General features: G+C 59.7%; 26 protein-coding genes. 12 read left to right on the forward strand and 14 right to left on the reverse strand.

The window, feature by feature from the left end:
• Positions 1 to 203 precede the first annotated feature (203 nt).
• From ACR0AC_RS00535 to ACR0AC_RS00580, 10 genes are all read left to right on the forward strand, one after another.
• Positions 204 to 758: a DUF3305 domain-containing protein gene (locus ACR0AC_RS00535; protein WP_170451312.1), complete on the forward strand. Its 555-nt coding sequence runs from the start codon at positions 204 to 206 to the stop codon at positions 756 to 758.
• Positions 755 to 1,324 (forward strand): DUF3306 domain-containing protein, encoded by a 570-nt coding sequence (locus tag ACR0AC_RS00540; RefSeq protein WP_480871628.1) that lies wholly within the window; start codon positions 755 to 757, stop codon positions 1,322 to 1,324. The genes ACR0AC_RS00535 and ACR0AC_RS00540 overlap by 4 nt, the downstream gene beginning before the upstream one ends.
• 3 nt (positions 1,325 to 1,327) lie before the next feature.
• Positions 1,328 to 1,939, forward strand: a complete 612-nt coding sequence (locus ACR0AC_RS00545; protein ID WP_170734576.1) for a molecular chaperone TorD family protein — start codon at positions 1,328 to 1,330, stop codon at positions 1,937 to 1,939.
• Positions 1,940 to 2,000: 61 nt separating this feature from the next.
• The gene (locus tag ACR0AC_RS00550; RefSeq protein ID WP_480871629.1) at positions 2,001 to 2,189 is read left to right on the forward strand and encodes a twin-arginine translocation signal domain-containing protein; all 189 of its coding nucleotides are present in this window, start codon (positions 2,001 to 2,003) and stop codon (positions 2,187 to 2,189) included.
• A 132-nt stretch (positions 2,190 to 2,321) separates the two neighbouring features.
• Positions 2,322 to 5,216, forward strand: a complete 2,895-nt coding sequence (locus ACR0AC_RS00555) for a formate dehydrogenase subunit alpha (RefSeq protein WP_480871630.1) — start codon at positions 2,322 to 2,324, stop codon at positions 5,214 to 5,216.
• A 17-nt stretch (positions 5,217 to 5,233) separates the two neighbouring features.
• Positions 5,234 to 5,830: a formate dehydrogenase FDH3 subunit beta gene (gene fdh3B, locus ACR0AC_RS00560; RefSeq protein ID WP_039530246.1), complete on the forward strand. Its 597-nt coding sequence runs from the start codon at positions 5,234 to 5,236 to the stop codon at positions 5,828 to 5,830.
• A 70-nt stretch (positions 5,831 to 5,900) separates the two neighbouring features.
• Positions 5,901 to 7,109, forward strand: coding sequence for a formate dehydrogenase subunit gamma (locus tag ACR0AC_RS00565; protein ID WP_480780485.1), 1,209 nt, complete (start codon positions 5,901 to 5,903; stop codon positions 7,107 to 7,109).
• Positions 7,110 to 8,372 carry a c-type cytochrome gene (locus tag ACR0AC_RS00570; RefSeq protein WP_480780484.1) on the forward strand — a complete coding sequence of 421 codons (1,263 nt, stop codon included), beginning with the start codon at positions 7,110 to 7,112 and terminating at the stop codon, positions 8,370 to 8,372. It begins immediately after the preceding gene.
• A 14-nt stretch (positions 8,373 to 8,386) separates the two neighbouring features.
• Entirely contained in the window at positions 8,387 to 8,512 is a 126-nt protein-coding gene (locus ACR0AC_RS00575) for a hypothetical protein (RefSeq protein WP_480581542.1), read from the forward strand.
• A complete protein-coding gene (locus ACR0AC_RS00580; protein ID WP_480871631.1) occupies positions 8,513 to 9,385 on the forward strand; it encodes a substrate-binding domain-containing protein in 873 nt (290 codons plus the stop codon).
• A gap of 52 nt (positions 9,386 to 9,437) precedes the next feature.
• Here ACR0AC_RS00580 and ACR0AC_RS00585 read toward each other — a convergent pair whose 3' ends face one another.
• From ACR0AC_RS00585 to ACR0AC_RS00630, 10 genes are all read right to left on the reverse strand, one after another.
• Positions 9,438 to 10,253 (reverse strand): ABC transporter substrate-binding protein, encoded by an 816-nt coding sequence (locus ACR0AC_RS00585; protein ID WP_480871632.1) that lies wholly within the window; start codon positions 10,251 to 10,253, stop codon positions 9,438 to 9,440.
• 20 nt (positions 10,254 to 10,273) lie between these two features.
• A complete protein-coding gene (locus ACR0AC_RS00590; protein ID WP_480780482.1) occupies positions 10,274 to 11,008 on the reverse strand; it encodes an ATP-binding cassette domain-containing protein in 735 nt (244 codons plus the stop codon).
• On the reverse strand, positions 11,001 to 11,714 hold the full coding sequence (locus tag ACR0AC_RS00595) for an ABC transporter permease (RefSeq protein WP_170451322.1): 714 nt from the start codon (positions 11,712 to 11,714) through the stop codon (positions 11,001 to 11,003). The genes ACR0AC_RS00590 and ACR0AC_RS00595 overlap by 8 nt, the downstream gene beginning before the upstream one ends.
• A gap of 158 nt (positions 11,715 to 11,872) precedes the next feature.
• Positions 11,873 to 12,868: an ABC transporter substrate-binding protein gene (locus tag ACR0AC_RS00600; RefSeq protein ID WP_480871633.1), complete on the reverse strand. Its 996-nt coding sequence runs from the start codon at positions 12,866 to 12,868 to the stop codon at positions 11,873 to 11,875.
• Between the two features lie 62 nt (positions 12,869 to 12,930).
• Positions 12,931 to 13,776: an ABC transporter permease gene (locus ACR0AC_RS00605; RefSeq protein ID WP_170518042.1), complete on the reverse strand. Its 846-nt coding sequence runs from the start codon at positions 13,774 to 13,776 to the stop codon at positions 12,931 to 12,933.
• Entirely contained in the window at positions 13,773 to 14,705 is a 933-nt protein-coding gene (locus ACR0AC_RS00610; protein ID WP_480871634.1) for an ABC transporter permease, read from the reverse strand. The genes ACR0AC_RS00605 and ACR0AC_RS00610 overlap by 4 nt, the downstream gene beginning before the upstream one ends.
• Complete coding sequence (locus ACR0AC_RS00615; protein ID WP_480871635.1) at positions 14,702 to 15,139, reverse strand: GNAT family N-acetyltransferase; 438 nt, start codon at positions 15,137 to 15,139, stop codon at positions 14,702 to 14,704. The genes ACR0AC_RS00610 and ACR0AC_RS00615 overlap by 4 nt, the downstream gene beginning before the upstream one ends.
• Complete coding sequence (locus ACR0AC_RS00620) at positions 15,129 to 15,926, reverse strand: ABC transporter ATP-binding protein (protein WP_170451327.1); 798 nt, start codon at positions 15,924 to 15,926, stop codon at positions 15,129 to 15,131. The genes ACR0AC_RS00615 and ACR0AC_RS00620 overlap by 11 nt, the downstream gene beginning before the upstream one ends.
• Positions 15,927 to 15,979: 53 nt before the next feature.
• Positions 15,980 to 17,434: a dihydropyrimidinase gene (gene hydA / locus ACR0AC_RS00625; protein ID WP_480871636.1), complete on the reverse strand. Its 1,455-nt coding sequence runs from the start codon at positions 17,432 to 17,434 to the stop codon at positions 15,980 to 15,982.
• Between the two features lie 91 nt (positions 17,435 to 17,525).
• Positions 17,526 to 18,776: a Zn-dependent hydrolase gene (locus ACR0AC_RS00630; RefSeq protein ID WP_480871637.1), complete on the reverse strand. Its 1,251-nt coding sequence runs from the start codon at positions 18,774 to 18,776 to the stop codon at positions 17,526 to 17,528.
• Positions 18,777 to 18,947: 171 nt separating this feature from the next.
• Between ACR0AC_RS00630 and ACR0AC_RS00635 the strand changes: the two genes are divergently transcribed.
• A complete protein-coding gene (locus tag ACR0AC_RS00635) occupies positions 18,948 to 19,556 on the forward strand; it encodes a TetR family transcriptional regulator C-terminal domain-containing protein (protein ID WP_480871638.1) in 609 nt (202 codons plus the stop codon).
• A 3-nt stretch (positions 19,557 to 19,559) separates the two neighbouring features.
• Here the strand turns inward: ACR0AC_RS00635 and ACR0AC_RS00640 are convergent, their stop codons facing one another.
• The 4 genes from ACR0AC_RS00640 to ACR0AC_RS00655 form a co-directional block, all read right to left on the reverse strand.
• Positions 19,560 to 20,039, reverse strand: coding sequence for a hypothetical protein (locus tag ACR0AC_RS00640; RefSeq protein WP_170451334.1), 480 nt, complete (start codon positions 20,037 to 20,039; stop codon positions 19,560 to 19,562).
• A 73-nt stretch (positions 20,040 to 20,112) separates the two neighbouring features.
• Positions 20,113 to 21,417 (reverse strand): NAD-dependent dihydropyrimidine dehydrogenase subunit PreA, encoded by a 1,305-nt coding sequence (preA, locus tag ACR0AC_RS00645; protein WP_480871639.1) that lies wholly within the window; start codon positions 21,415 to 21,417, stop codon positions 20,113 to 20,115.
• A gap of 20 nt (positions 21,418 to 21,437) precedes the next feature.
• A complete protein-coding gene (locus ACR0AC_RS00650) occupies positions 21,438 to 22,274 on the reverse strand; it encodes a methyltransferase domain-containing protein (RefSeq protein WP_170451338.1) in 837 nt (278 codons plus the stop codon).
• 43 nt (positions 22,275 to 22,317) lie between these two features.
• Positions 22,318 to 23,652, reverse strand: a complete 1,335-nt coding sequence (locus ACR0AC_RS00655; protein ID WP_480871640.1) for an NAD(P)-dependent oxidoreductase — start codon at positions 23,650 to 23,652, stop codon at positions 22,318 to 22,320.
• A gap of 288 nt (positions 23,653 to 23,940) precedes the next feature.
• On the opposite strand from ACR0AC_RS00655, the gene ACR0AC_RS00660 reads away from it, so the two are divergent.
• Entirely contained in the window at positions 23,941 to 24,936 is a 996-nt protein-coding gene (locus ACR0AC_RS00660; protein WP_480871641.1) for a hypothetical protein, read from the forward strand.
• The last annotated feature ends 70 nt before the right edge of the window (positions 24,937 to 25,006 follow it).

The raw sequence follows: 25,006 nt of genomic DNA on the forward strand, positions 1-25,006 counted from the left end.
TCCAGCCCCTGCGCCCAGGCAGCGGCAAGTTGTTGGATAAAACGTAAATCCCCTTGTTTTCCGACTGAATCGGTCGGAATTTCACATGTTAAATTCTAGGTGATCACGCCTGTTTTCACGTCATTGAGACTTGGCATGATAGCGCTATGTGTACCATAGTAGACGCTAGGTAAGGCAGGGGAGAGCCTTACGGGGAGGAGCCAGTGGCCAAGGCCGCAAGCCGTATCGAAATGCCTGTTGGCGTCGTAGTGCGCAAAACACCCGGTGTGACCCGCTGGGCCAAGTGGAACTGGCGCGCTGTCGCGGCGCTGCCCGGAGCGGGCCCGGCCGATTGGCTGGAGTTGCGGCGCGAAGGCGAAGCGGTCGAATATCACGCCGCCACCCTGCCCCTGACCTTGTGGGCAGATGAGACCGAGGCTTACATGGTCAACCTGTCTGACGGTCAGCCTTCGATCTATCTGGTTCTGCGCGATGCTTTGGACGGGAAACGCCCGATGGATGCGGTGCTGATCACCGCCTCGCCCTTCGAAGGTCAGGATTACGCCGATACCGGCGAAGAGATCGTCGAAAAAATCCCGATGACCGATGGCCTGATTGCCTGGATGCGGGACTTTACCCTTGAGCACCACCGCGATGAGGTTTTCGTCAAACGCCGTCGCGACAAGAAACGGACCGATCTGATTGAGGACGGCAAGGGCGACGCGCGAATCCGGCAGGACTCGGACGTCTACCGCGCCCCACGGAGGGTTGTGCAATGACCCAAGCCCGCGATTTCTGGTCCCGCCGCAAAGCTGCCGTTCAGGCCGAAGCCGAGGCCGAAGTGATTGCGGCAGAAGAACAGGCTATCGCAGCACAGCACACCGAACTGGAAGAAAAGACCGACGCCGAAATTTTGGCCGAGTTCAACTTGCCCGACCCGGATCAGTTGCAGGCGGGCGACGATGTCTCGGGCTTCATGGCCAAGGCGGTGCCGGATCGGCTGCGTCGTCGGGCGCTACGTCGGTTGTGGCGGCTGAACCCGGTGCTGGCCAATGTGGATGGGCTGGTCGATTACGGCGAGGATTACACGGACGCCGCCTGCGTCATCGAGAACCTCCAGACAGCGTATCAGGTTGGCAAAGGCATGTTGGCGCATGTCGAAGCACTAGCTGCTGAGGCAGAGGAAGAAACGCCGCAAGACCTGGCTGAGCCACCTGAGATCGAACAGGAACCGGCTTTGGATCAAGCCCCTCCTGAACCCGTTTTGGTAGCCGCCGCCCACGAGCCGGAAGAGGCTGAACTGCCCCCTGCCCCGCGCCGTATGAGATTTGAATTCGAAGGATAACGCATGACCGCAGATAACGCGCAGACCATAGACATCTCAGCCGAAGATCGGCTGCGCGCTGATTTCTACAACTTTCTGGGTCTGCTGCTGGCTGGCCCGCCCGATCAGTTGCTTTTGGACCAGATGGCGGGCCTAAGCGGCGACGACACCGATCTGGGTCAGGCCATTCAGGCGATGGCGCGGGTGGCAAAAGTCACCAAACCCGCTGCCGCCGAGCGTGAGTTCAACGCGCTGTTCATTGGGCTGGGTCGTGGAGAATTGCTGCCTTACGCAAGTTTCTACCTGACCGGGTTCCTGAACGAAAAACCCCTCGCGCAGCTTCGCAACGACATGGCCGCGCGTGGGATCACTCGGGCGCAGAATGTGTTCGAGCCCGAGGACAACATCGCCTCACTGATGGAGATGATGGCGGGTATGATCGTAGGCCGCTTTGGCTCACCCGCCACGCTGGAAGACCAAAAAGCGTTCTGGAACAAACATATCGGCCCCTGGGCCGCACATTTCTATTCGGATTTGGAAGCCGCCGAAGCGTCGGTTCTCTATGCCTCGGTCGGCACAGCCGGTCGGGTGTTCATGGAGATCGAACGCGAGGCATTCCGAATGACGACAGCGTGATGCGCTGTCACTCGCCAGCGCCCCGTTTGGCGCTAGATCGCAACTGGGACAGGAGGAGCCCATGAGCAAGACCAAGGAAGAAGGCACCACGCGCCGGAACTTCCTCAAACTGGCCGGAACCGCAGCACCCGCTGCCGTCGCCGCCGCCAGCCTGAGCGGTCAGGCCGAAGCAGCCGAGCTGCCAACGGATGAGACCCGCATGCAGGACACCGCGCACACCCGCGCATATCTCGAAAGCACGCGCTTTTGAGCGACGATGAAAGCACCCGGTTCTAGGATCGGACGTTTTCACCATCCGACTGACGGTTGCGATTGGCCCTGACGTCGGCATCACCAGCACCAAGCCAGCCATGGCTTACATGGCCAGCAAGGGAGGAAACCAATGTTAAGGAAAAAGACCAACGGGGTTGCGAGACGCCCCCAGCGGACAAGTATCCTGTCCCAGGTCGGCGAAAAAACCGTCGATCGCCGCGCATTCCTGCGTGGCTCGGGCCTGACGATCGGCGGCCTTGCCGCGATCAGCGCCACGGGTGGAACCGTGACGCCAGCCAGCGCCCAGACAGCGGCAAACGCAGCCGTTGAAAACATCAAATCCGTATGCACCCACTGTTCGGTCGGCTGTACCGTGGTTGCCGAAGTGCGGAACGGTGTCTGGGTCGGGCAGGAACCCGGCTGGGACAGCCCGTTCAACCTGGGTGCACACTGCGCCAAGGGGGCCTCGGTCCGCGAGCACGCCCATGGCGAACGCCGCCTGAAATATCCGATGAAAAAGGAAGGCGGCGAGTGGAAGCGCATCAGCTGGGAACAGGCGATCGACGAGATCGGCGACGGCATGATGAACATCCGTCAGGAATCCGGGCCGGACAGCGTGTACTGGCTGGGCTCGGCCAAGCACAATAACGAACAGGCCTATCTGTTCCGCAAGTTCGCCGCCTATTGGGGCACGAACAACGTGGACCATCAGGCCCGTATCTGCCACTCAACCACCGTTGCGGGTGTTGCGAACACATGGGGCTACGGCGCCATGACCAATTCGTATAACGACATCCACAATTCCCGGGCCATCTTCATCATCGGCGGCAACCCGGCCGAGGCGCACCCCGTCTCGCTGCTGCACGTTCTACGCGCGAAAGAGCAGAACAACGCTCCGCTGATCGTCTGCGACCCGCGATTCACGCGCACGGCAGCGCATGCGGATGAATATGTCCGGTTCCGTCCCGGCACAGACGTTGCGCTGATCTGGGGTATCCTGTGGCACATCTTCGATAACGGTTGGGAGGACAAAGAGTTCATCCGTACCCGTGTCTGGGGTATGGACCAGATCCGCACCGAAGTTGCCAACTGGAACCCGGAAGAGACCGAGCGTGTGACCGGCGTTCCCGGCTCGCAGCTGAAACGCGTTGCCCGGACCATGGTTAACAACCGCCCCGGCACCGTGATCTGGTGTATGGGTGGAACCCAGCACACCAACGGCAACAACAACACCCGCGCCTATTGCGTGCTGCAGCTTGCGCTTGGCAACATGGGCACCTCGGGTGGTGGCACCAACATCTTCCGCGGCCATGACAACGTGCAGGGCGCAACGGACCTTGGTGTTCTGTCCCACACTCTGCCCGGCTATTACGGCCTGTCCGCAGGGGCATGGGGCCATTGGAGCCGCGTCTGGGGTGAGGATCTGGATTGGCTTAAAGGTCAGTTCGCCACGATCAAGGACAAGGAAGGCAAGGACAAGCCGCTGATGAATGAGCGCGGCATCCCGGTCTCTCGTTGGATCGACGGTGTTCTGGAAGACCCGGCCAACATGGATCAGGACAACAACGTCCGCGCCATGGTTCTTTGGGGCCACGCGCCCAACTCGCAGACCCGGATGACGGAAATGAAAACGGCGATGGAGAAGCTGGACATGCTGGTCGTGATCGACCCGTATCCCACCGTTTCCGCCGTGCTGCATGACCGCACCGATGGCGTTTACCTGCTGCCCGCCTGTACGCAGTTCGAAACCCGTGGTTCTGTCACCGCGTCGAACCGCTCGCTTCAGTGGCGCGACAAGGTGGTGGATCCGCTGTTCGAAAGCCTGCCGGACGAGGTCATCATGGCCAAGTTCGCCAACAAGTTCGGCTGGGCGGATCGTCTGTTCCGCAATATCGAGATGGAGGATGCCGAGACCCCCAACGTTGAAAGCATCACGCGTGAGTTCAACGCGGGCCTCTGGACCATCGGCTATACTGGTCAGTCGCCGGAGCGTCTGAAAAGCCATATGGCCAACCAGCACACGTTCGACAGAACCACGCTGCAAGCCATTGGTGGGCCAAACGACGGCGAGTATTACGGACTGCCATGGCCCTGCTGGGGCACGGCCGAGATGGGTCATACGGGGACACCGAACCTCTATGATATGTCCAAGCCGGTGGCCGAAGGTGGCCTGACTTTCCGCGCTCGTTTCGGGGTGGAACGCGATGGTGACAACCTGCTGGCCGAAGGGGTCTATAGCGTTGGATCGGAAATTCAGGATGGTTATCCCGAATTCACGATGCAGATGCTGATGGACCTCGGCTGGGACGGCGATCTGACGGCTGAGGAACGCGCAGCCATCGACGCCGTTGCGGGACCAGAGACCAACTGGAAAACCGACCTGTCCGGCGGCATCCAGCGGGTTGCGATCGAGCATGGCTGTGCGCCCTTCGGGAACGCCAAAGCCCGCGCGGTTGTCTGGACCTTCCCGGATCCGATCCCGCTGCATCGCGAACCGCTCTATACCAACCGGCGCGATCTGGTGGAGGATTATCCGACCTACGAAGACCGGCACGCGTATCGCCTGCCCACCCTTTATGCTTCGATCCAAAAGAACGACTTTTCAAAGGATTACCCGATAATCCTAACGTCAGGTCGTCTGGTCGAATATGAAGGCGGCGGTGATGAGACACGGTCGAACCCGTGGCTGGCCGAGCTTCAGCAGGACATGTTCGTCGAGATCAATCCCCGCGATGCCAACAACCTGGGCATTCGTGACGGGTCACAGGTCTGGGTCGAAGGTCCTGAGGGTGGCAAGGTCAAGGTGATGGCGATGCTGACCAACAGGGTCGGTGCCGGTGTGGCCTTCATGCCGTTCCACTTTGGTGGCCATTTCCAGGGCGAGGACCAGCGGCACAAATACCCCGCCGGTGCAGACCCATATGTGCTGGGTGAAAGTACCAACACCGCCCAGACCTATGGCTACGATTCAGTGACCCAGATGCAGGAGACCAAAGCGACTCTCTGCAAAATCTGGTCAGCGTAAGGGAGGAGAAGAGAAAAATGGCAGCAAGAGCAAAATTTCTCTGCGACGCCGAACGCTGCATCGAGTGCAATGCCTGCGTCACCGCTTGTAAGAACGAACACGAGGTGCCGTGGGGCGTGAACCGCCGCAGGGTGGTGACGATCAATGACGGTGACCCGGGCGAACGCTCGATCTCGGTGGCCTGTATGCATTGCTCGGATGCGCCCTGCATGGCGGTGTGCCCGGTCGACTGCTTCTATCAGAACGAAGAAGGGGTTGTCCTGCACTCCAAGGACCTGTGCATTGGCTGTGGTTATTGCTTCTACGCGTGCCCGTTCGGCGCGCCGCAATACCCGCAGGCGGGCAACTTCGGATCGCGCGGCAAGATGGACAAATGTACCTTCTGCGCCGGCGGTCCCGAGGAAACGCACTCGACCGCAGAGTTCGCCAAATACGGTCGCAACCGGATCGCCGAGGGCAAACTGCCCATCTGCGCCGAGATGTGTTCCACCAAGGCCCTGCTTGCCGGTGACGGCGACGTGGTCTCGGCCATCTACCGCGAGCGCGTCGTCGCGCGCGGGTTTGGTTCGGGCGCGTGGGGTTGGGGCACGGCCTACGACCAGAAAGACGGATAAACCGTCTGCATCAAACTCAGGTGACCCGCCCGTGCGGGTCGCCTGCTTTGGAATTTTGACCGAGGTTCAGATGTTCCGCTTATTCTTCGCACTATCGCTTACGATTGGACTGGCGCAGGCCGCACTTGCGCAATCCGACGAGACCGAAGCACCTGCCCCCACGACCGAGCGCAGTTCGACCGGCGGCGCGACGACGCTTGAGGATATTCTGGCCCGACAGCGCGGCGAACAGGTGGATAACGCCTATCGTTCGGAAAACACCGGCCAGGGCAATGTCGAGGGTCTGCTGGGCCAGTTTGGCCCAAGCGGCGTGTCATCGGACAGCGATGTCTACCGTGCGTTGCGCTTTGGTTCGGCAGTCGTCACCGTCTCATCTCGTGGGCCTGCCGACAGTGTTCTGATACAGGACGGCGGCATGTGGTGGTGGGAATTCCGCACCGGACCGTTGCGCGAATACGGCGGCTATATCGTCGCAGGAATGCTTGCGATCATCGTCTTGTTCTTCCTGATCCGCGGAAAAATCCGTATTGATGGCGAGAAAACCGGCCGGACTGTCCTGCGCTTTACCAGTTTTGAACGCTTCGGGCATTGGCTGTTTGCCGGGTCCTTCCTGATCCTCGGCCTTACCGGCCTGCTGACGCTTTATGGGCGCGACTTCCTGATCCCGATCTTCGGCAAGGAAGGCTTCGCGACCATCGCCCAGGGCTGCAAATGGCTGCACAACAACCTGGCCTGGGCCTTTATGCTTGGGCTCATCATCGTCACCGTGAACTGGATCGCCCACAACATACCAAACCGCACGGACCTGAAATGGCTGGCTGCCGGAGGGGGGCTTTTCACCAAAGGCTCTCACCCGCCCGCCAAAAAGTTCAACGCCGGTCAAAAGATCATCTTCTGGGCCTGCATCCTGCTGGGCGTCTCGATCAGCCTGTCGGGCCTGTCGCTGCTGTTCCCGTTTGAATTGCCGATGTTTGCCAAGACTTTCTCGGTCGCAAACGCCACCGGCATTCCGCAAGCATTGGGCCTGAACCTGCCGACACAAATGGCACCGCAGGAAGAGATGCAGTATGCGCAGGTCTGGCACGTTATGGTGGCTTATGTCTTCATTGCCATCATCATCGCCCATATCTACCTCGGCTCGGTCGGGATGGAGGGCGCATTCGATGCCATGGGAACCGGTGAGGTCGAAGAGCAATGGGCGCGCGAGCACCACTCGCTGTGGCTGGAAGAGGTGCAGGAAAAAGAGGCCGGTAAAGCAGCGGCTTCACCCGCAGAATAGATGCGCGGGCTGATCCTGGCCCTGGCGCTGGTCCCCCTGCCCGCCTGGTCCGAGTTCTTCACGCTCAAGGGTCATGGCGGCCCGATCATGGGGATCGCCACCGCGCCGGACGGGCGCATTGCGACGGCCAGTTTCGACAATTCCGTGGGTCTATGGTCGGGCAAATCCCCCGAATGGCTTGAAGGCCACGAAGCCGCCGTCAACAGCGTCGTGTTCAACGGAACCGCGATCTATTCCGCCGGGGACGATTTCACCTTGCGTCGCTGGCCCGGCGGTGCAATTGTCGGCCAGCACAAAGGCAAGATCGTCGGGCTTGCAGCTTCGAAAACCCACGTTGCCACAGCCAGTTGGGATGGCACCATCGGGCTTTGGCCGGTCGACGGGTCAGACCCTGTTTTGCTTGGACCAACCGGCAGCGGTGTGAACGCAGTGGCCTTTTCGCCAGATGGCGCGCATCTTTATTCTGCGGGGGTCGATGGCGCTCTGCGGCTTTGGGATGTTGCCACCGGTCAGGAAACAGATCGGTTGGTCGAGCATGGCTTTGGCATCAACGAATTGATCCTGAACACGCAGGACAACTGGATCGCCTATGGCGCGGTTGACGGCGTCACGCGCATTCTGGACCTGTCCACGCGGGAAGAACGAGACTTCACCCTCGACCGCCGCCCGATCCTTGCGCTTGCCCTCAGCCCCGACCGCAGCTTGCTGGCGGTTGGTGATGGCGAAGGCTACATCATGGTGATCGACACGACCGAATGGCGCATCGCGCAGGATTTCCGCGCCACCCTGCGCGGGCCGGTCTGGGCGCTGGCCTTTTCCGCCGACGGGCAGAACATCCACGCGGGCGGCATCGACGACGCCATGTATAGCTGGCCGGTTTCAGCCCTTGGCGATCAAGACCAAATGGCCGCTGTCGAGCCAAGCTTTCTGAAAAACCCAGACGAAATGAGCAATGGCGAGCGCCAATTCGCCCGCAAATGCTCGATCTGCCACAGCCTGACACCTGATGGGCAACGACGCGCCGGTCCAACGCTGTATGGACTGTTCGGTCGCCCGGCCGGAACCTTGCCGGGCTATTTCTACTCGGAAACCTTACAAGACACTGATATCATTTGGAATGATGAGACGATAAATGCCCTTTTCGAAGAAGGGCCGGATCACTACATTCCAGGGTCAAAGATGCCGATGCAGCGGATTACCCAAGCACAGGACCGGGACGATTTGATCGCCTTTCTACGCCGCGCAACGGTTGACCAGGACTGAACCCGGAGGAGACCATGAAAGCCTTTTTTGCCGCCCTGGCCGCGATGGTCGTCATCACCGTTGCAGCCCCTTACACGCTGGAGCAGATGGGCTTTAGCGCCGAAGAGGCCACTTCCGGCTCAGCCGTGCGCCTTGACTGAATGTCCGACTACCTGACCACCAAAGAACTGGCCGACCTGCTGCGGATCGGCGAGCGAAAGGCCTACGATCTGGCCTCCTCGGGCGAGGTGCCCTGCGTCCGCGCCATGGGAAAACTGCTGTTCCCCCGCGCCGAGGTGATCGCATGGCTCAACGCCTCTCGATCCGGTCCGCAGGTGGCCGAACCACCCCTGCCCGCCATCGTCGCGGGCAGCCATGATCCTCTGCTGGATTGGGCGCTGCGGGAAAGCGGATCGGGGTTGGCGACTTATTATGACGGCTCTTTCGACGGGCTGACCCGCCTTGCAGATCGCAGCGCGCAAGCCGCGGTCTTGCACATCCACGAAGAAGATGGGTTCAACACAACCTCCCTGCGCGATGCGTTGGGCGAAGCGCCCATGGTTCTGGTCGAAATTGCCCAGCGGCAGCGCGGGTTATTGCTCGCCCCCGGTGTCACCGACATTAGCGGGTTTGCCGACCTTAGAAATCGGCGCGTCATCCTGCGCCAGAACAGTGCCGCAAGCCAGCGCCTGTTTGACGCGCAGCTCGAAGCGCATGGCATGACACGGGATGATCTGAACGCCCTGCCAAACTGCGCCCGCACCGAAGAGGAACTGGCCATCACCTTGTACGACACAAAAGCCGAGGCCGGGTTCGGTCTGGGTGCGCTAGCCAGCCTCTACAATCTTGGCTTTGCCCCGACCCATTCCGAAAGACTGGATCTGGCCATCTGGCGACGCGCCTATTTCGACCCACCGATGCAGAAATTGCTGCGCTTCTTGCGTTCCGACCAATTCCACGCCCGGGCCTCCGAATTCGGCGGCTACGATCTGAACGGATTGGGACAGATCCACCATAATGGCGCCAGCGGGTAAAACTTCATCTTTTCAAAAATACTCTCGCCGAAGGCATTGGCCGCAGGCCAATTCACTGCGCGTTGGGAAAGAACACCTGCTGCCCCTGCAGCCGGAATGACTCGATGGCCGCCTGACCGCCCGGCCCCAGCAGCCAGTCGATAAACCTCTGCCCTGCGTTGGCGCGCACTGTGGGGTGTTTGTCGGGGTTCACAAGGATCACGCCATATTGGTTGAACAAACGCGGGTCGCCCTCGACCAGTATTTCAAGATCGCCCCGGTTGCCAAAGGACAGCCAGGTTGCCCGGTCGGTCAGCGTATAGGCCCCCATGCCGCTGGCCACGTTCAACGTCGCCCCCATGCCCGAGCCGGTTTCGCGATACCACGTCCCGGACGCCTCGGTCGGATCAATACCGGCCTCCGCCCAATGGCCGAGCTCGGCCTTGTGCGTACCGCTGTCATCCCCGCGCGAGACAAAAACGGCCTCTACCGCCTCAATCGCCGCCAATGCAGACAGAATATCCGACCCGCCCTTGACGCCAGCCGGGTCCGATTTCGGTCCGACCAGAACAAAATCGTTATACATCAGGTCAAATCGCTCAACGCCCCAGCCATCGGCCACGAACTGCTCCTCGGCCGGCTTAGAATGCACCAGCAGCACATCCCCGTCCCCATTGATCGCGTTGCGAATGGCCTGACCGGTTCCAACAGCCACGACGCGCACATCGATCCCGCTCTCCGCCTCAAACCCCGGCAGGATATAGTCCAACAGGCCCGAGTTCTGGGTAGACGTGGTGGATTGCACGACAATGAACGGCTCCTCTGCCAAAGCAGTCCCTGCCATCAGGCCAAGACCCACCAGTGCTGCGCGCAAAACTGCCCGAACCATCGCGACCTCCAAGTTTCCTGCTAAGTGACCAAACCGCCTGCCAGGTAGCGCCGGGATGCCTCGCTTTGCGGGGCATCCAGAACCTGCTTTGCGGAACCATGTTCAACCACATGGCCGCCTTGCATCATGACAATATCCGCCGCCAGCCGCCGCGCCTGCCCGATGTCATGAGTGACCATCACGATCCGCACACCCCGAGACGACGCGCGCAGGATCATGCGTTCGATCATCTGCGTGGCATTTGGGTCAAGCGCGCTTGTGGGTTCGTCCAGAAACAAAGTCTCGGGGTTCACCGCCAGCGCGCGCAGGATCGCCAGCCGCTGCGCCTCACCCCCTGACAGTGAACGCGCGGATTGCCGGGCTTTGTCCTCAAGCCCACCCTCGGCCAGCAATTCAACGATCCGGGCTTTGCGCGCGGCGCGTGCCAGCCCCTGACGTTTCAACACAAAATCCAGATTGGCGGAGACCGAGCGTCGCAGCAGAACCGGCTGCTGAAACACCATCGCCTGCCGCGACAGGTGATCGGCGTTCAGCGGTGTGTCGTCCTGCATCACCCGCCCCTGATCCGGCACAATCAACCCGTGCAAACAGCGCAGCAACAGGCTTTTACCCGCTCCGTTCGGTCCCAGCAAAAGGGTCGGCCCCGGCCCGTCCAACGTCAGATCAGCAACGTCCAGCAGAGCTTTCCCGTTGCGGCGGATCTGCACGTCGCGGACATGAAGGCGATTTGTCATATCCGAGACCAGATCACGCATGGCGCAATCCCTCCTGCTCGGCCCGCAGGCTGGCGGCGCTGACCATCGCATTCACGGCCACCGCAATCCCGATCAGGATCGCACCCAAAGCCAGCGCCAGCGCCAGATTGCCTTTCGAGGTTTCCAGCGCGATCGTCGTGGTCATCACCCGCGTCACGTGGTTGATATTGCCGCCCACGATGATCACCGCCCCGACCTCGGCAATCGCGCGGCCAAACCCGGCCAGCAATGCTGTGATCAGAGCAAGCCGCGCATCCCACAGCAGCACCGGAACCGAGGCCAGACGCGACACCCCAAGCGACCGGAGTTGTTCCGAATACTCCTCGGCCAGCATCTCAACCACTTGTCGGGTCAGCGCGGCCACGATGGGCGTCACCAGCACGACCTGAGCGATGATCATTGCGGTGGGCGTATAAAGCAGTTCAAGCACGCCCAGCGGCCCCGAACGGGACAGCATCAGATACACCAACAGCCCCACCACCACCGGCGGAAAGCCCATCAGCGCGTTCATCAGCACGATCAGAACCCGCCGTCCGGGGAACCGGGCAACAGCCAGAGCTGCCCCAACCGGCATCCCGATCAGCGCAGAAATCAGTACCGCAAACAGGGAAACTTTCAGGGACAGAAGCACAATGGCCCACAGCTCTGCATCCCCATTGAGGATCAAAGACAGCGCGCCGCTGAATTCTGATGCAAATCCCTGCATTATTTTCCCAGTTGCAACGCAAATCGGATGAAATGCGATAAATTACAAGGAAATACTAGCCCGATTTGACCCCAAGTACATACACAATTCCGACAGTCGGAATGAATAACGCGGCCCCGTTTGGGACCGCGTCGTGACGTGCGAAATGCCCGTTTGGCTTAGTTCAATGCCGCATCGGTGATCTGATGCGTCCAGGCACCTTCGGGTTGTTTGGTGATCGCCGGGTTGTCCGCGGATACGGCCGAAAGAAGCGTATTGACCGTCTGCTCGTAATCCGCCGGGTCCAGAGACCCGTCCGAACCCTCGATCAGTTTGGCAACTTCGCCAACCATGTAAATCTGGTGGTCCAACGTTTGCACTCCGGTCTGGTCAAATTCCAGGACGATTTCAGCCGCCTCCTCCTGGTTTTCTGCTGCATACTTCCAGCCCTTCATAGAGGCACGCACGAACCGCTGCATCTTATCGACGAATGCAGGATCGTTCAGGTTGTCTTCCATGACATAAAGACCGTCTTCAAGCATACCGAAACCCATATCCAGATAGTTGAAGGTCACCAGCTCTTCCGGAGCGATGCCAGCTTGTAGAATTTGCCGGTACTCGTTGTACGTCATAGTCGAGATACAGTCCGCCTGCCCCTGGATCAAAGGATCAGCTGAAAACGCCTGCTTCATGACAGTGACACCATTTTCATCCGCGCCGTCCGTTTCGATACCAAGCGAGGCCATCCAGGCGTAGAACGGATATTCATTACCGAAGAACCAAACCCCCATGACCCGACCAGGGAAGTCTTCGGGAGTTTTCACTCCTGTAGATTTCAGGCAATTTACCTGCAGCCCGCCTGTCTTGAACGGCTGGGCGATATTGACCAATGGGACGCCACGCTCACGCGCTGCTAACCCGGCAGCCATCCAAGTGGTGATAACATCTGCTCCGCCGCCGGCGATGACCTGTTCAGGTGCAATATCCGGACCACCCGGCAGGATGGTCACGTCCAGATCTTCTTCCTCATAAAACCCCTTGTCCTTCGCCACATAGTAGCCAGCGAACTGAGCCTGCGTGACCCACTTAAGCTGCAAGGTCACCTCATCTGCGGCCAGTGCTGAACTGGCGGCCAGGCTAAAGGCGGCAACCGCCCCGCTGAGTAGCTTTTTCATCTTCATCTTCTCCTAGTTGCGTGTTGTGCCCCGTTTTCGGGGTCTGTTAAGTCTTCTTTTTGTTATCCGCGTTGTGAGGGGTGCCAGAAGGTTACCACCTTTTCGAGCCCTGCCACCAATGTATAGAACACCGTCCCCGCCATGGCCGCCACAGCAATCTCGGCCCAGACCAGATCGATGGACAGGCTGCCCACCCCGGTCGAAATCCGAAAGCCCATGCCGCGCGTGGGCGATCCGAAATATTCGGCCACGATAGCCCCGATCAGCGCCAGCGTCGTGGCGATCTTGAGGCCGTTGAAAACAAACGGCATCGCCGCAGGCAGGCGCAGCTTGATCAGCGTTTGCATATAACTGGCCGCATAGGTGCGCATCAGATCGCGCTGCATGGCGTCCGCTTCGCGCAGGCCCTGCACCGTGTTCACGAGGATCGGGAAAAACACCATCACGACGACAACAGCCGCCTTGGATTGCCAGTCAAACCCGAACCAACTGACCAGAATGGGCGCAATCCCCACGATGGGCAGGGCCGCGACAAAGTTCCCGATGGGCAGCAGCCCGCGTGTCAGGAACACGGACCGGTCGATCAGGATTGCAGTTACGAAAGCGGCGCTGCTGCCGATGGCAAAGCCGGTGAACGCCCCTTTAAAGACGGTCTGGGTAAAATCCTGCCACAGAATATCCGTCGAATTCGCAAAGGTCTGCGCCACCATAGACGGCGGCGGCAGGATCACGGGTGAGACGTTGAGGCCACGCACCAGCCCTTCCCACAGGATCAGCAGCGTGACACCAAACAGCACCGGCACAAAGACCCGAATACCCTTCGAGTCGCGATAGATCGACCGCGCCAGCCAGGCATTCAGCCACCAGGCACCGGCCCAGAAGATCAGGGAAAAGATCAGCCAGTTCATGCGCCCATCCCCATGCGGTTCAGGGTCACCCGTTGCAGCACGTCCAGCAAGGTCACCAGGATGCCCGCCAGAATGGCCGCCGCAAACAGCGCTGCCCAGATGGCCAGCGGCGTGCCGAACTGATCCCCGATCAATATCCGCGCACCCAGGCCCGAGATTGCACCCGTCGGCAACTCGCCCACAATCGTCCCCACCAAGGCCGCCGCGATCCCCACCTTCAGCGAGGTAAACAGATACGGCACCGAGGACGGCAGGCGCAGCTTCAGAAACGCCTGCAGTCCGTTTGCATTGTAGGTTCTGAGCAAATCCAGTTGCGAAACGGCAGGCGACCGCAGCCCTTTGACCATCCCGACCAGAACCGGGAAGTAACACAAGTAGGCCGAGATAATGGCCTTGGGCACCCCACGCCCCTCGATCCCCAATTGCGAACTCAGGACAATGATCATCGGGGCCAGCGCCACAATCGGCACCGTTTGGCTGATGATGGCCCATGGCATCAGGCTCATGTCGACAACGCGGGAATAGACAATGGCGACGGCCCCCAGAATGCCCACGGCAGTGCCAAGTACGAAACCCCAAAGGGTGGATTGTAACGTGATCCACCCATGATAGATCAACGACCGCTTTGACATGGCCCGCCCGCGCATCGCCATCTCACCAGTGGTTTTCCACAGCTCCTGCCCCACCTGAACCGGGGTCGGCAGGCGCGGACGGTCGAGTTCGTACCCGCGAACGATATGCGCTGAATTCTGCGTCATCAGAACCCAGACCGAGACCTGCTGACGGTCCCGTGACGCCTCGGGCGTGACGGTTTCGCCCGCACGTTCGGCCTGATCCAGCGAGACACGGATGTTCATCGGTGCAACCGCCAGATACCACAGCACAACAATGGCCAGCAGAACGGTCATGACTGCAAAGAACTGTTTCATGCCCGCCACTCCATCCGGAGGACAGGAACGGTGTCCGGAGGCACCGGCGGTTCCTCGGCTGTCACCTCAAACCCTTCGCGCCGGTAAAATCGCTGCGCCGCCGTGTTGGGGGTGTGGGTGGTCAACCAAAGAAAGTCCCGCCCCTCTTTGGCCTGATCGACAAATCTCTTGCCGATCCCCTGTCCGGTTCGGCTGCAATAGAGCCCACCGATTTTGTTTTCCTTTGGATCGACCGACATATAGCAATCAATCGGGTCTCCGGTCACCCAGATTTCGCGCGCATCAAACGCCTTGCGGATCATGTCGGCGATTTGACCTACGGGCAGTTCGTCCGGCATCCAGTTGGTTTGGCTGGCCCAGTCATGAACCACCCTCGCGCATGCCTCCACATCCTCGGGCCTTGCGCGTCTGATTTGGACGGCGTCAGTCATCATAGGAATGCCCCGCCCGCAGCCCGTCGCGCACCCTATGCGCAACTTCGATAAACTCCGGAGTGTCACGAATGTCCAAGGGCCGCTCCTTCGGTAAGGGGCTGTCGATCACATCTGTGATCCGCCCGGGCCGGGGACTCATGACCACGATCTTGGTGCTCAGATACACCGCCTCGGGGATCGAGTGGGTCACGAAGCCAATCGTCTTCTCGGTCCGTGCCCAAAGTGCCAAAAGCTGCTCGTTCAGGTGGTCACGCACGATCTCGTCCAACGCCCCGAACGGTTCATCCATCAGCAGGATATCGGCATCAAAGGCCAAGGCTCGCGCGATGCTGGCCCGTTGCTGCATGCCGCCGGACAACTGCCATGGAAATTTCCCACCAAACCCTTCAAGATCAACAAGTTCCAGTACGTTCCTAACACGCTCATCCTGTTCCGCCGAGGAATAACCCATAATCTCAAGCGGCAGTTTGATGTTCTTGGCAATGGTCCGCCACGGATACAGGCCTGCCGCTTGAAACACATACCCATAAGCCCGCTTGCGCCGCGCCTCATCCGGGGTCATGCCATTCACGGTCAAGGTTCCCCCGGTCGGGGTCTCCAACGCCGCAACACAGCGCAGGAACGTGGTTTTACCGCAGCCCGAGGGGCCGATGAAGCTGACAAAATCGCCCTTGTCGATTGTCAGGTTCACATCCTTGAGGGCATGAACCGGCCCGTCATTGGTTTGGAACGTCAGGTCAAGTTGCCTGGCTTCGATCACGGACGGGGTCTTACTTTCAGTATTCATTCCATTGCCTTGAAAAGAGTGGATTTGAGCCGCCGCAAGACGGCTCATCTGCGTCATACGCCCGTTGCCGGAATACCCGTCCGCTCAACCGGTCGCGGCGCGGTCAGCTCTTTCCATGTGCTCAACGCCTTGTTCACGGTCGTATTCGCCTCACGCGCTACAAACTCGCCATGGCCTTCCTGCGTGCGGATCTCTCCATCATGCACAGCGACCTGACCACGTGTCAGGGTAAAGCGTGGCAGGCCCTTGACCTCTTTGCCTTCGAAGACGTTGTAGTCGATGGCCGATTGCTGAGTGCCCGCGCTGATGGTTTTGGATTTCTCAGGATCCCAAACCACCAGATCGGCATCCGCGCCAACCAGGACGGCGCCCTTTTTCGGATAGCAATTCAATATCTTGGCGATGTTTGTTGAGGTCACCGCCACGAACTCGTTCATGGTCAGACGCCCGGTATTCACCCCATGCGTCCACAGCATCGGCATCCGGTCTTCAAGCCCACCAGTCCCGTTCGGGATCTTGGTGAAATCCCCCACGCCATAACGTTTCTGTTCCGTGGTAAAGGCACAATGGTCCGTGGCCACAACGCTCAGCGTGCCGGATTGCAACCCGTTCCACAGGCTATCCTGATGCTGCTTGTTCCGGAACGGAGGGCTCATGACCCGCCGCGCCGCGTGATCCCAGTCCTGATTGAAATATTCGCTTTCATCCAGGGTCAGGTGCTGGATCAAAGGCTCTCCCCACACCCGCTTACCCTGCATCTTGGCCCGCCGAATGGCCTCATGCGCCTCTTCGCACGAGGTATGCACGACATAAAGCGGCACGCCCGCCATATCCGCGATCATGATGGCCCGGTTTGTCGCCTCGCCTTCCACCTGCGGCGGGCGGGAATAGGCATGCGCCTCGGGGCCGGTATTGCCCTCGGCCAGCAGTTTGGCGCTCAGCTCCGCCACCACATCGCCATTCTCGGCATGGACCATGGCGGTGCCGCCCAGCTCGGCCAGACGCTTGAACGAGGCGAACAACTCATCATCGTTCACCATCAACGCGCCCTTGTAGGCCATGAAATGCTTGAACGTGTTGATCCCGCGCGTCTCTATCACCGTCTTGAGGTCATTGAACACCTGCTCGCCCCACCAGGTCACCGCCATGTGAAACGAGTAATCGCAATTCGCACGCGTCGACTTGTTGTCCCAGCGCTTCAACGCATCCAGCAGGCTCTCGCCCGGGTTTGGCAGCGCAAAATCGACCACCATGGTCGTCCCACCCGCCAAAGCCGCCCGCGTGCCGCTTTCGAAATCGTCGCTGGAATAAGTCCCCATGAACGGCATCTCCAGATGCGTATGCGGATCGATGCCGCCCGGCATGACGTAACATCCGGTCGCGTCCAACTCGGTGTCGCCTTTCAGGCCCATCCCGATCTCAATGATCACGCCCCCTTCGACCAGCACATCGGCCTTGTAAGACAAATCTGCCGTAACAACGGTTCCGTTCTTGATGACTGTGCTCATGTTAAACTCCCTGATGTGGTCTGCGCCACTTGCTTCTTCTGTTCAAAAATACCTCGGGGGAGTCGCCCTAGGGCGACGGGGGCAGCGCCCCCTATTTCACGATTTCCGCCGTCTCGACGACCGCATGAAACAGAACATCCGCCCCGGCGGCAGCCCAGTCCTTGCTGATCTCTTCGGCCTCGTTATGGCTCAGCCCATCCACACACGGGCACATCACCATCGCAGTCGGTGCCACCCGGTTGATCCAGCAGGCATCATGCCCGGCGCCCGAGATGATGTCCGTGTGCGAATAACCCAACCGTTCCGCCGCATCGCGAACGGCTGCAACACATCCATCATCGAATTTGACCGGATCAAAACCGCCGACCTTCTCGAACTCGATCTCAAGGCCCATCTCATTGACAATGTCCTCGGCCGCGACGCGCAGACGGTTCTCCATATCGGTGATCACATCCAACTCGGGCGAGCGGAAATCGACCGTGAACACCGCCTTTCCCGGGATCACATTGCGCGAGTTCGGGTAAACGTCGATATGCCCCGCTGCCCCCACGGCGTGGGGCGCATGAGACCAGGCGATCTCATCCACCTTCTCCAGTATCCGCGCCATCGCCAGACCTGCATTCTTGCGCATCGGCATCGGCGTCGATCCGGTATGCGCATCCTTGCCGGTCACGGTTATCTGAGTCCAACTCAGCCCCTGACCATGGGTGACGACCCCGATATCCTTGCCTTCGGCCTCTAAAATCGGCCCCTGTTCAATGTGCAACTCAAAGAACGCATGCATCTTGCGCGCGCCGACCTCTTCATCGCCGCGCCAGCCGATCCGTTGTAATTCATCACCGAATTTCTTGCCTTCCGCATCTTCGCGACCGTAGGCCCAATCCTGCGTGTGCATCCCGGCAAACACGCCCGAGGACAGCATGGCAGGCGCGTATCGCGTGCCTTCTTCATTGGTCCAGTTCGTCGCCACGATGGGATGTTTGGTCTTGATCCCCAGATCATTCAGGGTCCGAATGATCTCCAATCCCCCAAGCACGCCCAGAACGCCGTCATATTTGCCACCCGTCGGCTGCGTATCAAGATGAGAGCCCACATAGACCGGCAGCGCATCCGGGTCCGTGCCTTCGCGCCGGGCAAACATGTTACCCATCTGGTCCAGCCCCATGGAACAGCCTGCATCCTCGCACCATGTCTGGAACAGGGCGCGGCCTTCGGCGTCTTCATCGGTCAATGTCTGGCGGTTGTTACCGCCCGCGACGCCGGGCCCAATCTTGGCCATTTCCATCAGGCTGTCCCACAACCTGTCGCCATTGATCCTGAGATTCTGCGCCGGAGCTGCCATTGTCTTTTTCCCTGTCGCTTGCGATTTGGCTCGCTTTTGGTGTCTTGATTTGACCATCTGGTCAAACTCACGCTATCACGGGTTCAACATCAGTCAAGAAATTGCGAAACACAGCGGAATTTTTCCGCATAATTCACACTCACTTGGCGTAAAAAGAGACACGCAGGAACCATGCCCAAAGACCGCGCACCAACCCGAATTCAGAAAAAGAACCGCGCCGCGATTCTCGAAGCCGCTTTGAACGTGTTCTCGGCGCATGGGTTTCGCGGGGCGACCGTCGATCAGATCGCGGCCGAGGCCGGCCTGAGCAAGCCCAACCTGCTGTATTATTTCCCCTCGAAGGAGGCGATCCACACCGCGCTTTTGTCCGGTTTGCTGGACGTTTGGCTGGCACCTTTGCACGATCTGGATGAAAACGGCGATCCGATGCAGGAAATCCTGTCCTATATCCAGCGCAAACTGCAGATGAGCCGAGAGTTGCCGCGCGAAAGCCGCCTGTTTGCCAATGAACTCGTACAAGGCGCGCCGCGCATACATGATGCCCTGTCCACCGACCTCAAGGCCTTGGTCGACTCGAAATCCGAGATCCTGACCAGATGGATGGATGACGGTAAAATTGCCCACGTGCACCCCTATCATCTGTTCTTTTCGATCTGGGCCCTGACCCAGCACTACGCCGACTTTGACGTGCAGGTCCGCGCCATTCTGGGCGAGGAAGACCCGTTCGAAGGGGCCGAACCCTTTGTCGAGATGCTCTATCGCAAACTGCTAACACCCTAAGGTTTATTTCGCCGGTTTCAGAGCCAGAATTCGTTTCAAAATCACGATGGCCATGGCCAGCAATATGGTCAGATCGCCCATTGTGTTAACCGTGTTGATCTTGGGCACTTTCCCGGCATCCCGTACGATGGCGGTATACATCTTGGGCTGCTGGACGCCGATGGAATGCTCACGCTCGGACGCTTTGATGAATTTGTCAAAGTCCTGTAATGCTTTGACCTTTTTCTTGACCTGCCCCAGAAAACGCTGATCCAGCTGACGATCCTCTTTCAGCTTTTTCAGCATTTCTTCGATCGAGCGGCGCAGCTTGATCATCTGATCCAGGTCCTTTTTGACCTGCTTTTGGTGCAGCACGAAATTCTTTGCCGCCAGCGCATCACGCTGTTTGGCTTTGGACAGGGCGACATTCTTTTTGGATGTGTCCCGGTCAAGCTTTGTGACCCGGTTGCCACCCTTGTTCCGGCCCGGTGGTGCCGCTGGCATGACATTCTCCTTTGATCCTGTCCGTCAGCGTCACTGTATCACCGAACCGGTTTTTGCGGGATACCGGTATCTCTTACTCGGCGGCTTTCGCCATCGGGTTGTTCGGGTGGGACGTCCAGTTGGCATATTCCTCCTGAACAACCTTGCCGGTGCGCGGATCCACCGCGCCCGCGGCCATCGGCTCCATCGAGATGCAGCCTTCGACCGGGCAGACATCCACGCAGAGATTGCAGGCGACGCATTCCTCATCGATCACCTCGAACACGCGATCCGGCGACATCGAAATCGCCTGGTGGCTGGTGTCTTCACAGGCGGCATAGCAGCGGCCGCATTTGATGCACTGGTCCTGATCAATCTTGGCCTTGGCGATGTAATTCAGGTTCAGATACTGCCAGTCGGTCACATTGGGCACCGCCCGCCCAACAACTTCGGAAATACTGGTATAGCCTTTCTCATCCATCCATTCGGACAAGCCCGCCGTCAGTTCATCGATGATCTTGAACCCATAGGTCATGGCCGCCGTGCAGACCTGCACATTGCCACAACCCAGCGAGATGAATTCTGCCGCGTCGCGCCACGTGGTGACGCCGCCAATGCCGGAAATCGGCATGCCATGCGTCGCCTCGGCCCGTGCGATTTCCGAGACCATCGACAACGCAATCGGCTTGACTGCAGGGCCGCAATAGCCGCCATGGCTGCCTTTGCCATCAATCGAAGGCTCGGGACTGAACGTGTCCAGGTTGACGCTGGTGATCGAGTTGATCGTGTTGATCAGCGATACCGCGTCTGCCCCACCATTCCGCGCCGCAGCTGCAGGTTTGCGGATGTCGGTGATGTTCGGCGTCAGCTTCACGATGACCGGGCGGTCATAGTACATCTTGCACCAACGGGTGACCATTTCGATGTATTCCGGCACCTGCCCTACGGCAGACCCCATTCCCCGCTCGCTCATCCCGTGCGGGCAGCCGAAGTTCAGTTCGATGCCGTCCGCGCCGGTTTCGGCAACACGCGGAAGGATGGCTTTCCACGCTTCTTCCTCGCACGGCACCATGATCGAAGCGATCAGCGCGCGGTCCGGGTAATCCGCCTTGACCCGCGCCATTTCTTCAAGGTTCACTTCCAAGGGCCGGTCAGTGATCAGTTCGATATTGTTGAGCCCCAGCAACCGCCGATCCGCGCCATATATGGCCCCGTAACGCGGGCCGTTGACGTTCACGACCGGAGGGCCCTCGGCCCCCAGTGTCTTCCAGACCACACCACCCCATCCGGCCTCGAAGGCGCGGCGGACGTTGTATTCCTTGTCGGTCGGCGGGGCCGAGGCCAGCCAGTAGGGGTTGGGGCTGGAAATGCCCAGAAAGTCTGTCGTCAGGTCAGCCATGGGTACTCCTTTCCGGCTCCTCAGCCGGTTTTCTTGAAAATCATCTCGGTCGGGCGAATCCGCCCGGCATGCAGGTTTGCGACGTAGTTTTGAAACTTCTCTGGTGCCGTATCACCCATCATCAGGTGGATGCCCAACGGCGCGGGGCCGGTTTCGGCAATCTTTGCAAAGACTTCCTCGAAGAACTTGATGGCGAATTCGGTACGATCCGTCTCGGTCACCAATTCAAGCCCCGCCGATGCGGCTGCGTCCTTATAGACCTCTGGCGCGTGCACAAACGAAGTCTCGGCCACAGTCGACCAAGGCAAGGGGAAAGCCAACGGTTCGTCTGTTGCACCAGCCATCACGTCGAACAGGGCAAAGCTGCCACCCGTGGCAAGTGCGCGCGACACCTCGGCAAACAGCCCGGCCTTGTCTTCGATGTTCATGCCCACATGCAGCATCACCGCCAGATCGAACCCGGCATCCGGCACCGGCATGTCCAAAGCACTCCCGACATGGAACTCGACCTTGTCGGAATGCCCCACGATCTCGCTAAGCGCCGTTGCCGTTTCGACGAATTCGGGTGTCAGGTCGACCCCTGTCACCCTCGAGTCATACCGGTCCACGACATAACGCGATGTCCCGCCGATCCCGCAGCCCACATCCAGCACCCGCGTCGCATGGGTGGGCGACAGCTGGGCAAACAGGTGATCCGTGGCGAGAACCCCGCCCGTGTGAAACTCGTCACCGGCTTTCAGGTCCGCGACCGTGGCCGCGTCCGGGTCCACGCCACTGGCTTTCAGCGCATCGCGCACGCGATCGGTCAGGGCACCGGTGGTATAGTGTTGGGCAACTGCGTTTTCGATCTGGGACATAACGGTACCTCAGCGAATGGGATGAGTTGAATGCCTCACCCTATCACGAAACAAGGCTCGCGTGGATGTCCATCGCCGCATCCCGGCCTTCAGCCACAGCGGTCACGGTCAGGTCTTCCCCACCCGCAGCGCAGTCGCCGCCCGCCCAAACACCGGCCATCGAGGTGCGTCCGGCCCCGCTGACGGCGATCTTGTTGCCGTCCAGTTCCAGACCTTCTGGCGCGCCGTCCAGCGTTTGACCAATCGCTTTCAGCACCTGATCGGCAGGCAGACGTATGGTCTCGCCGGTTCCGGTCAGCTGACCATTCTGGCTTGAGGTGTATTCGAGCTCGATCTCGACCGCTGCGCCGTTGCCATGCACCGCAACAGGCTGAACATTGGTCATGATCCGAACACCGTGCGAGGCGGCCAAGTCCTGCTCATACCGGCTGGCGCCCATTGCGTCCCGCCCACGGCGGTAGGCAATCGTGACATGCTCGGCCCCCAGCAGTTTCGACTTCACCGCCGCGTCAACAGCAGTCATGCCGCCCCCGATCACAACGACATTGCGCCCCACTGGCAAATCGGCCAGATCCGACGCCTGCCGCACGTCCGAGATGAAATCGACCGCAGCGCGCACGCCGTCCTTGTCCACCCCTTGCGCCCGCAGCGCGTTCACACCCGCCAGACCGATGGACAGGAACACGGCGTCGTAGTTCTCGATCAGTCCTTCAAGCGAGAGGCCCTCGCCCAACAGCGACCCCGTTTCGATGGAAATACCGCCGATCTTCAACAGCCAATCCACCTCGGCCTGCGCGAAGTCATTGGTCGATTTGTAGGCGGCAATCCCGTATTCGTTCAGACCGCCCGGCTTGGGTTTGCCTTCATGGATCACCACATCATGGCCCAGCATTGCCAGCCGATGCGCGCAGGCCAGGCCGGCAGGCCCTGCCCCGATCACAGCGATGGTTTTACCGGTCGCAGCAGCACGCTCGAACGGGTGCTCACCCGAAGCCATCACATCATCGGTCGCAAAGCGTTGCAGACGTCCGATCTCAACCGGTTTGCCCTCGGCTGTTTCGCGCACACAGGCCTCTTCGCACAGAGTTTCGGTCGGACAGACACGGGCGCACATGCCGCCCAGAATGTTCTGCTCCAGAATGGTCCGCCCCGCCGATTGCGGTTGTCCGGCCTGAATCTGGCGAATGAACAACGGAATATCGATATCCGTCGGACAGGCCGTAACACATGGCGCGTCATAGCAGAAATAGCAGCGATCCGCGGCCACGGCAGCCTCGTGCGGGGCCAGCGGCGGATGCAGATCGGTGAAATTCGAGGTCAGCTCATCGCTGGAAAGCCGCCCGGATACGATACCGGGTGCCATCTGGCCCTGTGCCATCGCTCTACTCCCTGTAGATATGTTTGTTGTAACCTCAGCTTGCCACATTTTGATTTTTTATCAATTGGTAAAATTTGCCAAATGGTCAAAAATTTGAATCCGGCAGCCGATGCAGACCGGATTTGGCCCCGTTTTGCTCACTTTCTAAGCATTTTGCAGGGCGGCGTGTCGGGATAACCCGTTCAAGTCGGGTCGCCGGACCTCAACTGTCTTTTGACGCCCTATCCGGCTTGCTGTAAGCCCGAAGGCAGGTGCGTGAGACAACGCGCATGTTTGGGACGGGCACAGATGCGGGCAGCTTCGCAAGATTTCAACATCGTCATCATCGGTCAGAACAACCGCCTGCAATACGAGGCCGTGCTGTTCGCAGCCTCGCTGCGCCATTCCTCGCCCGATTTTAAAGGTCGTCTGTTTGTCGCCACGCCCAATCCCGGCCCGCGTTGGCCTCAGAACCCCGCCATTCAGGACGAAGACGTTCTGAATGCGCTGAAACATCTGGGTGCCGAGATCCTGCCCTTCGACAGCCATGTCTTTGGTGAAAGCTATTCCTATGGCAACAAGATCGAGGCGCTTCTGGCCCTGCCCGAGGGCGAACCCTTTGTTTTCTTTGACACAGACACGCTGATCACGGGCGATCTGGGCAGCGTTCCGTTTGATTTCGACCGGCCAAGCGCATCCTTGAAGGTCGAAGGCACCTGGCCCAAGCCCACGCTGTACGGGCCAGGTTTTGACGGCATCTGGTCGGCGCTGTATCAGCGATTTGGTCTGGACTTCGACAGCTCGATTGACACAAGCCAACCGCACGAACACTGGCGGCGGTATCTGTATTTCAACGCGGGCTATTTCTTCTACAAATGTCCGCGCCAGTTCGGTGAGCGGTTCCTGGACTACGCGCGCACCATCCGGGATGAGCATTTTCCGGAACTGGTCGGACAGAACCTCGATCCCTGGCTGGATCAGGCCGCCCTGCCCCTTGTGATCCATTCCTTCGGCGGCGGACGCGATGCCCTGCCCGAGGGGCTTCTGGACGGCTCGGTCAGTTGTCACTACCGCCTGTTTCCGATGCTTTATGCCCGCGAAAGCGACCATGTGATCGATGTTCTGGAAACCGTTACGGCCCCGAACAAGATCAAGAAGGTCCTGAAACAGTATGACCCGATCAAAAAGCTGGTGGTTCAGGGCAAGGGTCAGAAAATCCGGGACCTGTTCGACCGCAACGCGCTGCCCAGCCGCGAACAGGCCATTCGCAACCGGATCAAAGCGCAAGGGCTTTGGATGCGCTGACAGCAGCGTTGTGTGACGGCGGGCAATGTCCTACAGATTCGGCAACACACATTCCAACAGGAGATTTTTG

The organism is Ruegeria sp. H7, from assembly GCF_056532945.1.

Bases quoted from the DNA above. Each gene is read 5' to 3' on its own strand.
- ACR0AC_RS00555 (WP_480871630.1), top strand. From the start codon at position 2,322: ATGTTAAGGAAAAAGACCAACGGGGTTGCGAGACGCCCCCAGCGGACA.
- ACR0AC_RS00575 (WP_480581542.1), top strand. From the start codon at position 8,387: ATGAAAGCCTTTTTTGCCGCCCTGGCCGCGATGGTCGTCATCACCGTT.
- ACR0AC_RS00620 (WP_170451327.1), bottom strand. From the start codon at position 15,926: ATGAATACTGAAAGTAAGACCCCGTCCGTGATCGAAGCCAGGCAACTT.
- ACR0AC_RS00660 (WP_480871641.1), top strand. From the start codon at position 23,941: ATGCGGGCAGCTTCGCAAGATTTCAACATCGTCATCATCGGTCAGAAC.
- ACR0AC_RS00630 (WP_480871637.1), bottom strand. From the start codon at position 18,776: ATGGCAGCTCCGGCGCAGAATCTCAGGATCAATGGCGACAGGTTGTGG.
- preA (WP_480871639.1), bottom strand. From the start codon at position 21,417: ATGGCTGACCTGACGACAGACTTTCTGGGCATTTCCAGCCCCAACCCC.
- ACR0AC_RS00545 (WP_170734576.1), top strand. From the start codon at position 1,328: ATGACCGCAGATAACGCGCAGACCATAGACATCTCAGCCGAAGATCGG.
- ACR0AC_RS00570 (WP_480780484.1), top strand. From the start codon at position 7,110: ATGCGCGGGCTGATCCTGGCCCTGGCGCTGGTCCCCCTGCCCGCCTGG.
- ACR0AC_RS00585 (WP_480871632.1), bottom strand. From the start codon at position 10,253: ATGGTTCGGGCAGTTTTGCGCGCAGCACTGGTGGGTCTTGGCCTGATG.
- ACR0AC_RS00580 (WP_480871631.1), top strand. From the start codon at position 8,513: ATGTCCGACTACCTGACCACCAAAGAACTGGCCGACCTGCTGCGGATC.
- ACR0AC_RS00655 (WP_480871640.1), bottom strand. From the start codon at position 23,652: ATGGCACAGGGCCAGATGGCACCCGGTATCGTATCCGGGCGGCTTTCC.
- ACR0AC_RS00640 (WP_170451334.1), bottom strand. From the start codon at position 20,039: ATGCCAGCGGCACCACCGGGCCGGAACAAGGGTGGCAACCGGGTCACA.
- ACR0AC_RS00615 (WP_480871635.1), bottom strand. From the start codon at position 15,139: ATGATGACTGACGCCGTCCAAATCAGACGCGCAAGGCCCGAGGATGTG.
- hydA (WP_480871636.1), bottom strand. From the start codon at position 17,434: ATGAGCACAGTCATCAAGAACGGAACCGTTGTTACGGCAGATTTGTCT.
- ACR0AC_RS00550 (WP_480871629.1), top strand. From the start codon at position 2,001: ATGAGCAAGACCAAGGAAGAAGGCACCACGCGCCGGAACTTCCTCAAA.
- ACR0AC_RS00590 (WP_480780482.1), bottom strand. From the start codon at position 11,008: ATGCGTGATCTGGTCTCGGATATGACAAATCGCCTTCATGTCCGCGAC.
- ACR0AC_RS00600 (WP_480871633.1), bottom strand. From the start codon at position 12,868: ATGAAAAAGCTACTCAGCGGGGCGGTTGCCGCCTTTAGCCTGGCCGCC.
- fdh3B (WP_039530246.1), top strand. From the start codon at position 5,234: ATGGCAGCAAGAGCAAAATTTCTCTGCGACGCCGAACGCTGCATCGAG.
- ACR0AC_RS00650 (WP_170451338.1), bottom strand. From the start codon at position 22,274: ATGTCCCAGATCGAAAACGCAGTTGCCCAACACTATACCACCGGTGCC.
- ACR0AC_RS00540 (WP_480871628.1), top strand. From the start codon at position 755: ATGACCCAAGCCCGCGATTTCTGGTCCCGCCGCAAAGCTGCCGTTCAG.
- ACR0AC_RS00635 (WP_480871638.1), top strand. From the start codon at position 18,948: ATGCCCAAAGACCGCGCACCAACCCGAATTCAGAAAAAGAACCGCGCC.
- ACR0AC_RS00605 (WP_170518042.1), bottom strand. From the start codon at position 13,776: ATGAACTGGCTGATCTTTTCCCTGATCTTCTGGGCCGGTGCCTGGTGG.
- ACR0AC_RS00610 (WP_480871634.1), bottom strand. From the start codon at position 14,705: ATGAAACAGTTCTTTGCAGTCATGACCGTTCTGCTGGCCATTGTTGTG.
- ACR0AC_RS00565 (WP_480780485.1), top strand. From the start codon at position 5,901: ATGTTCCGCTTATTCTTCGCACTATCGCTTACGATTGGACTGGCGCAG.
- ACR0AC_RS00595 (WP_170451322.1), bottom strand. From the start codon at position 11,714: ATGCAGGGATTTGCATCAGAATTCAGCGGCGCGCTGTCTTTGATCCTC.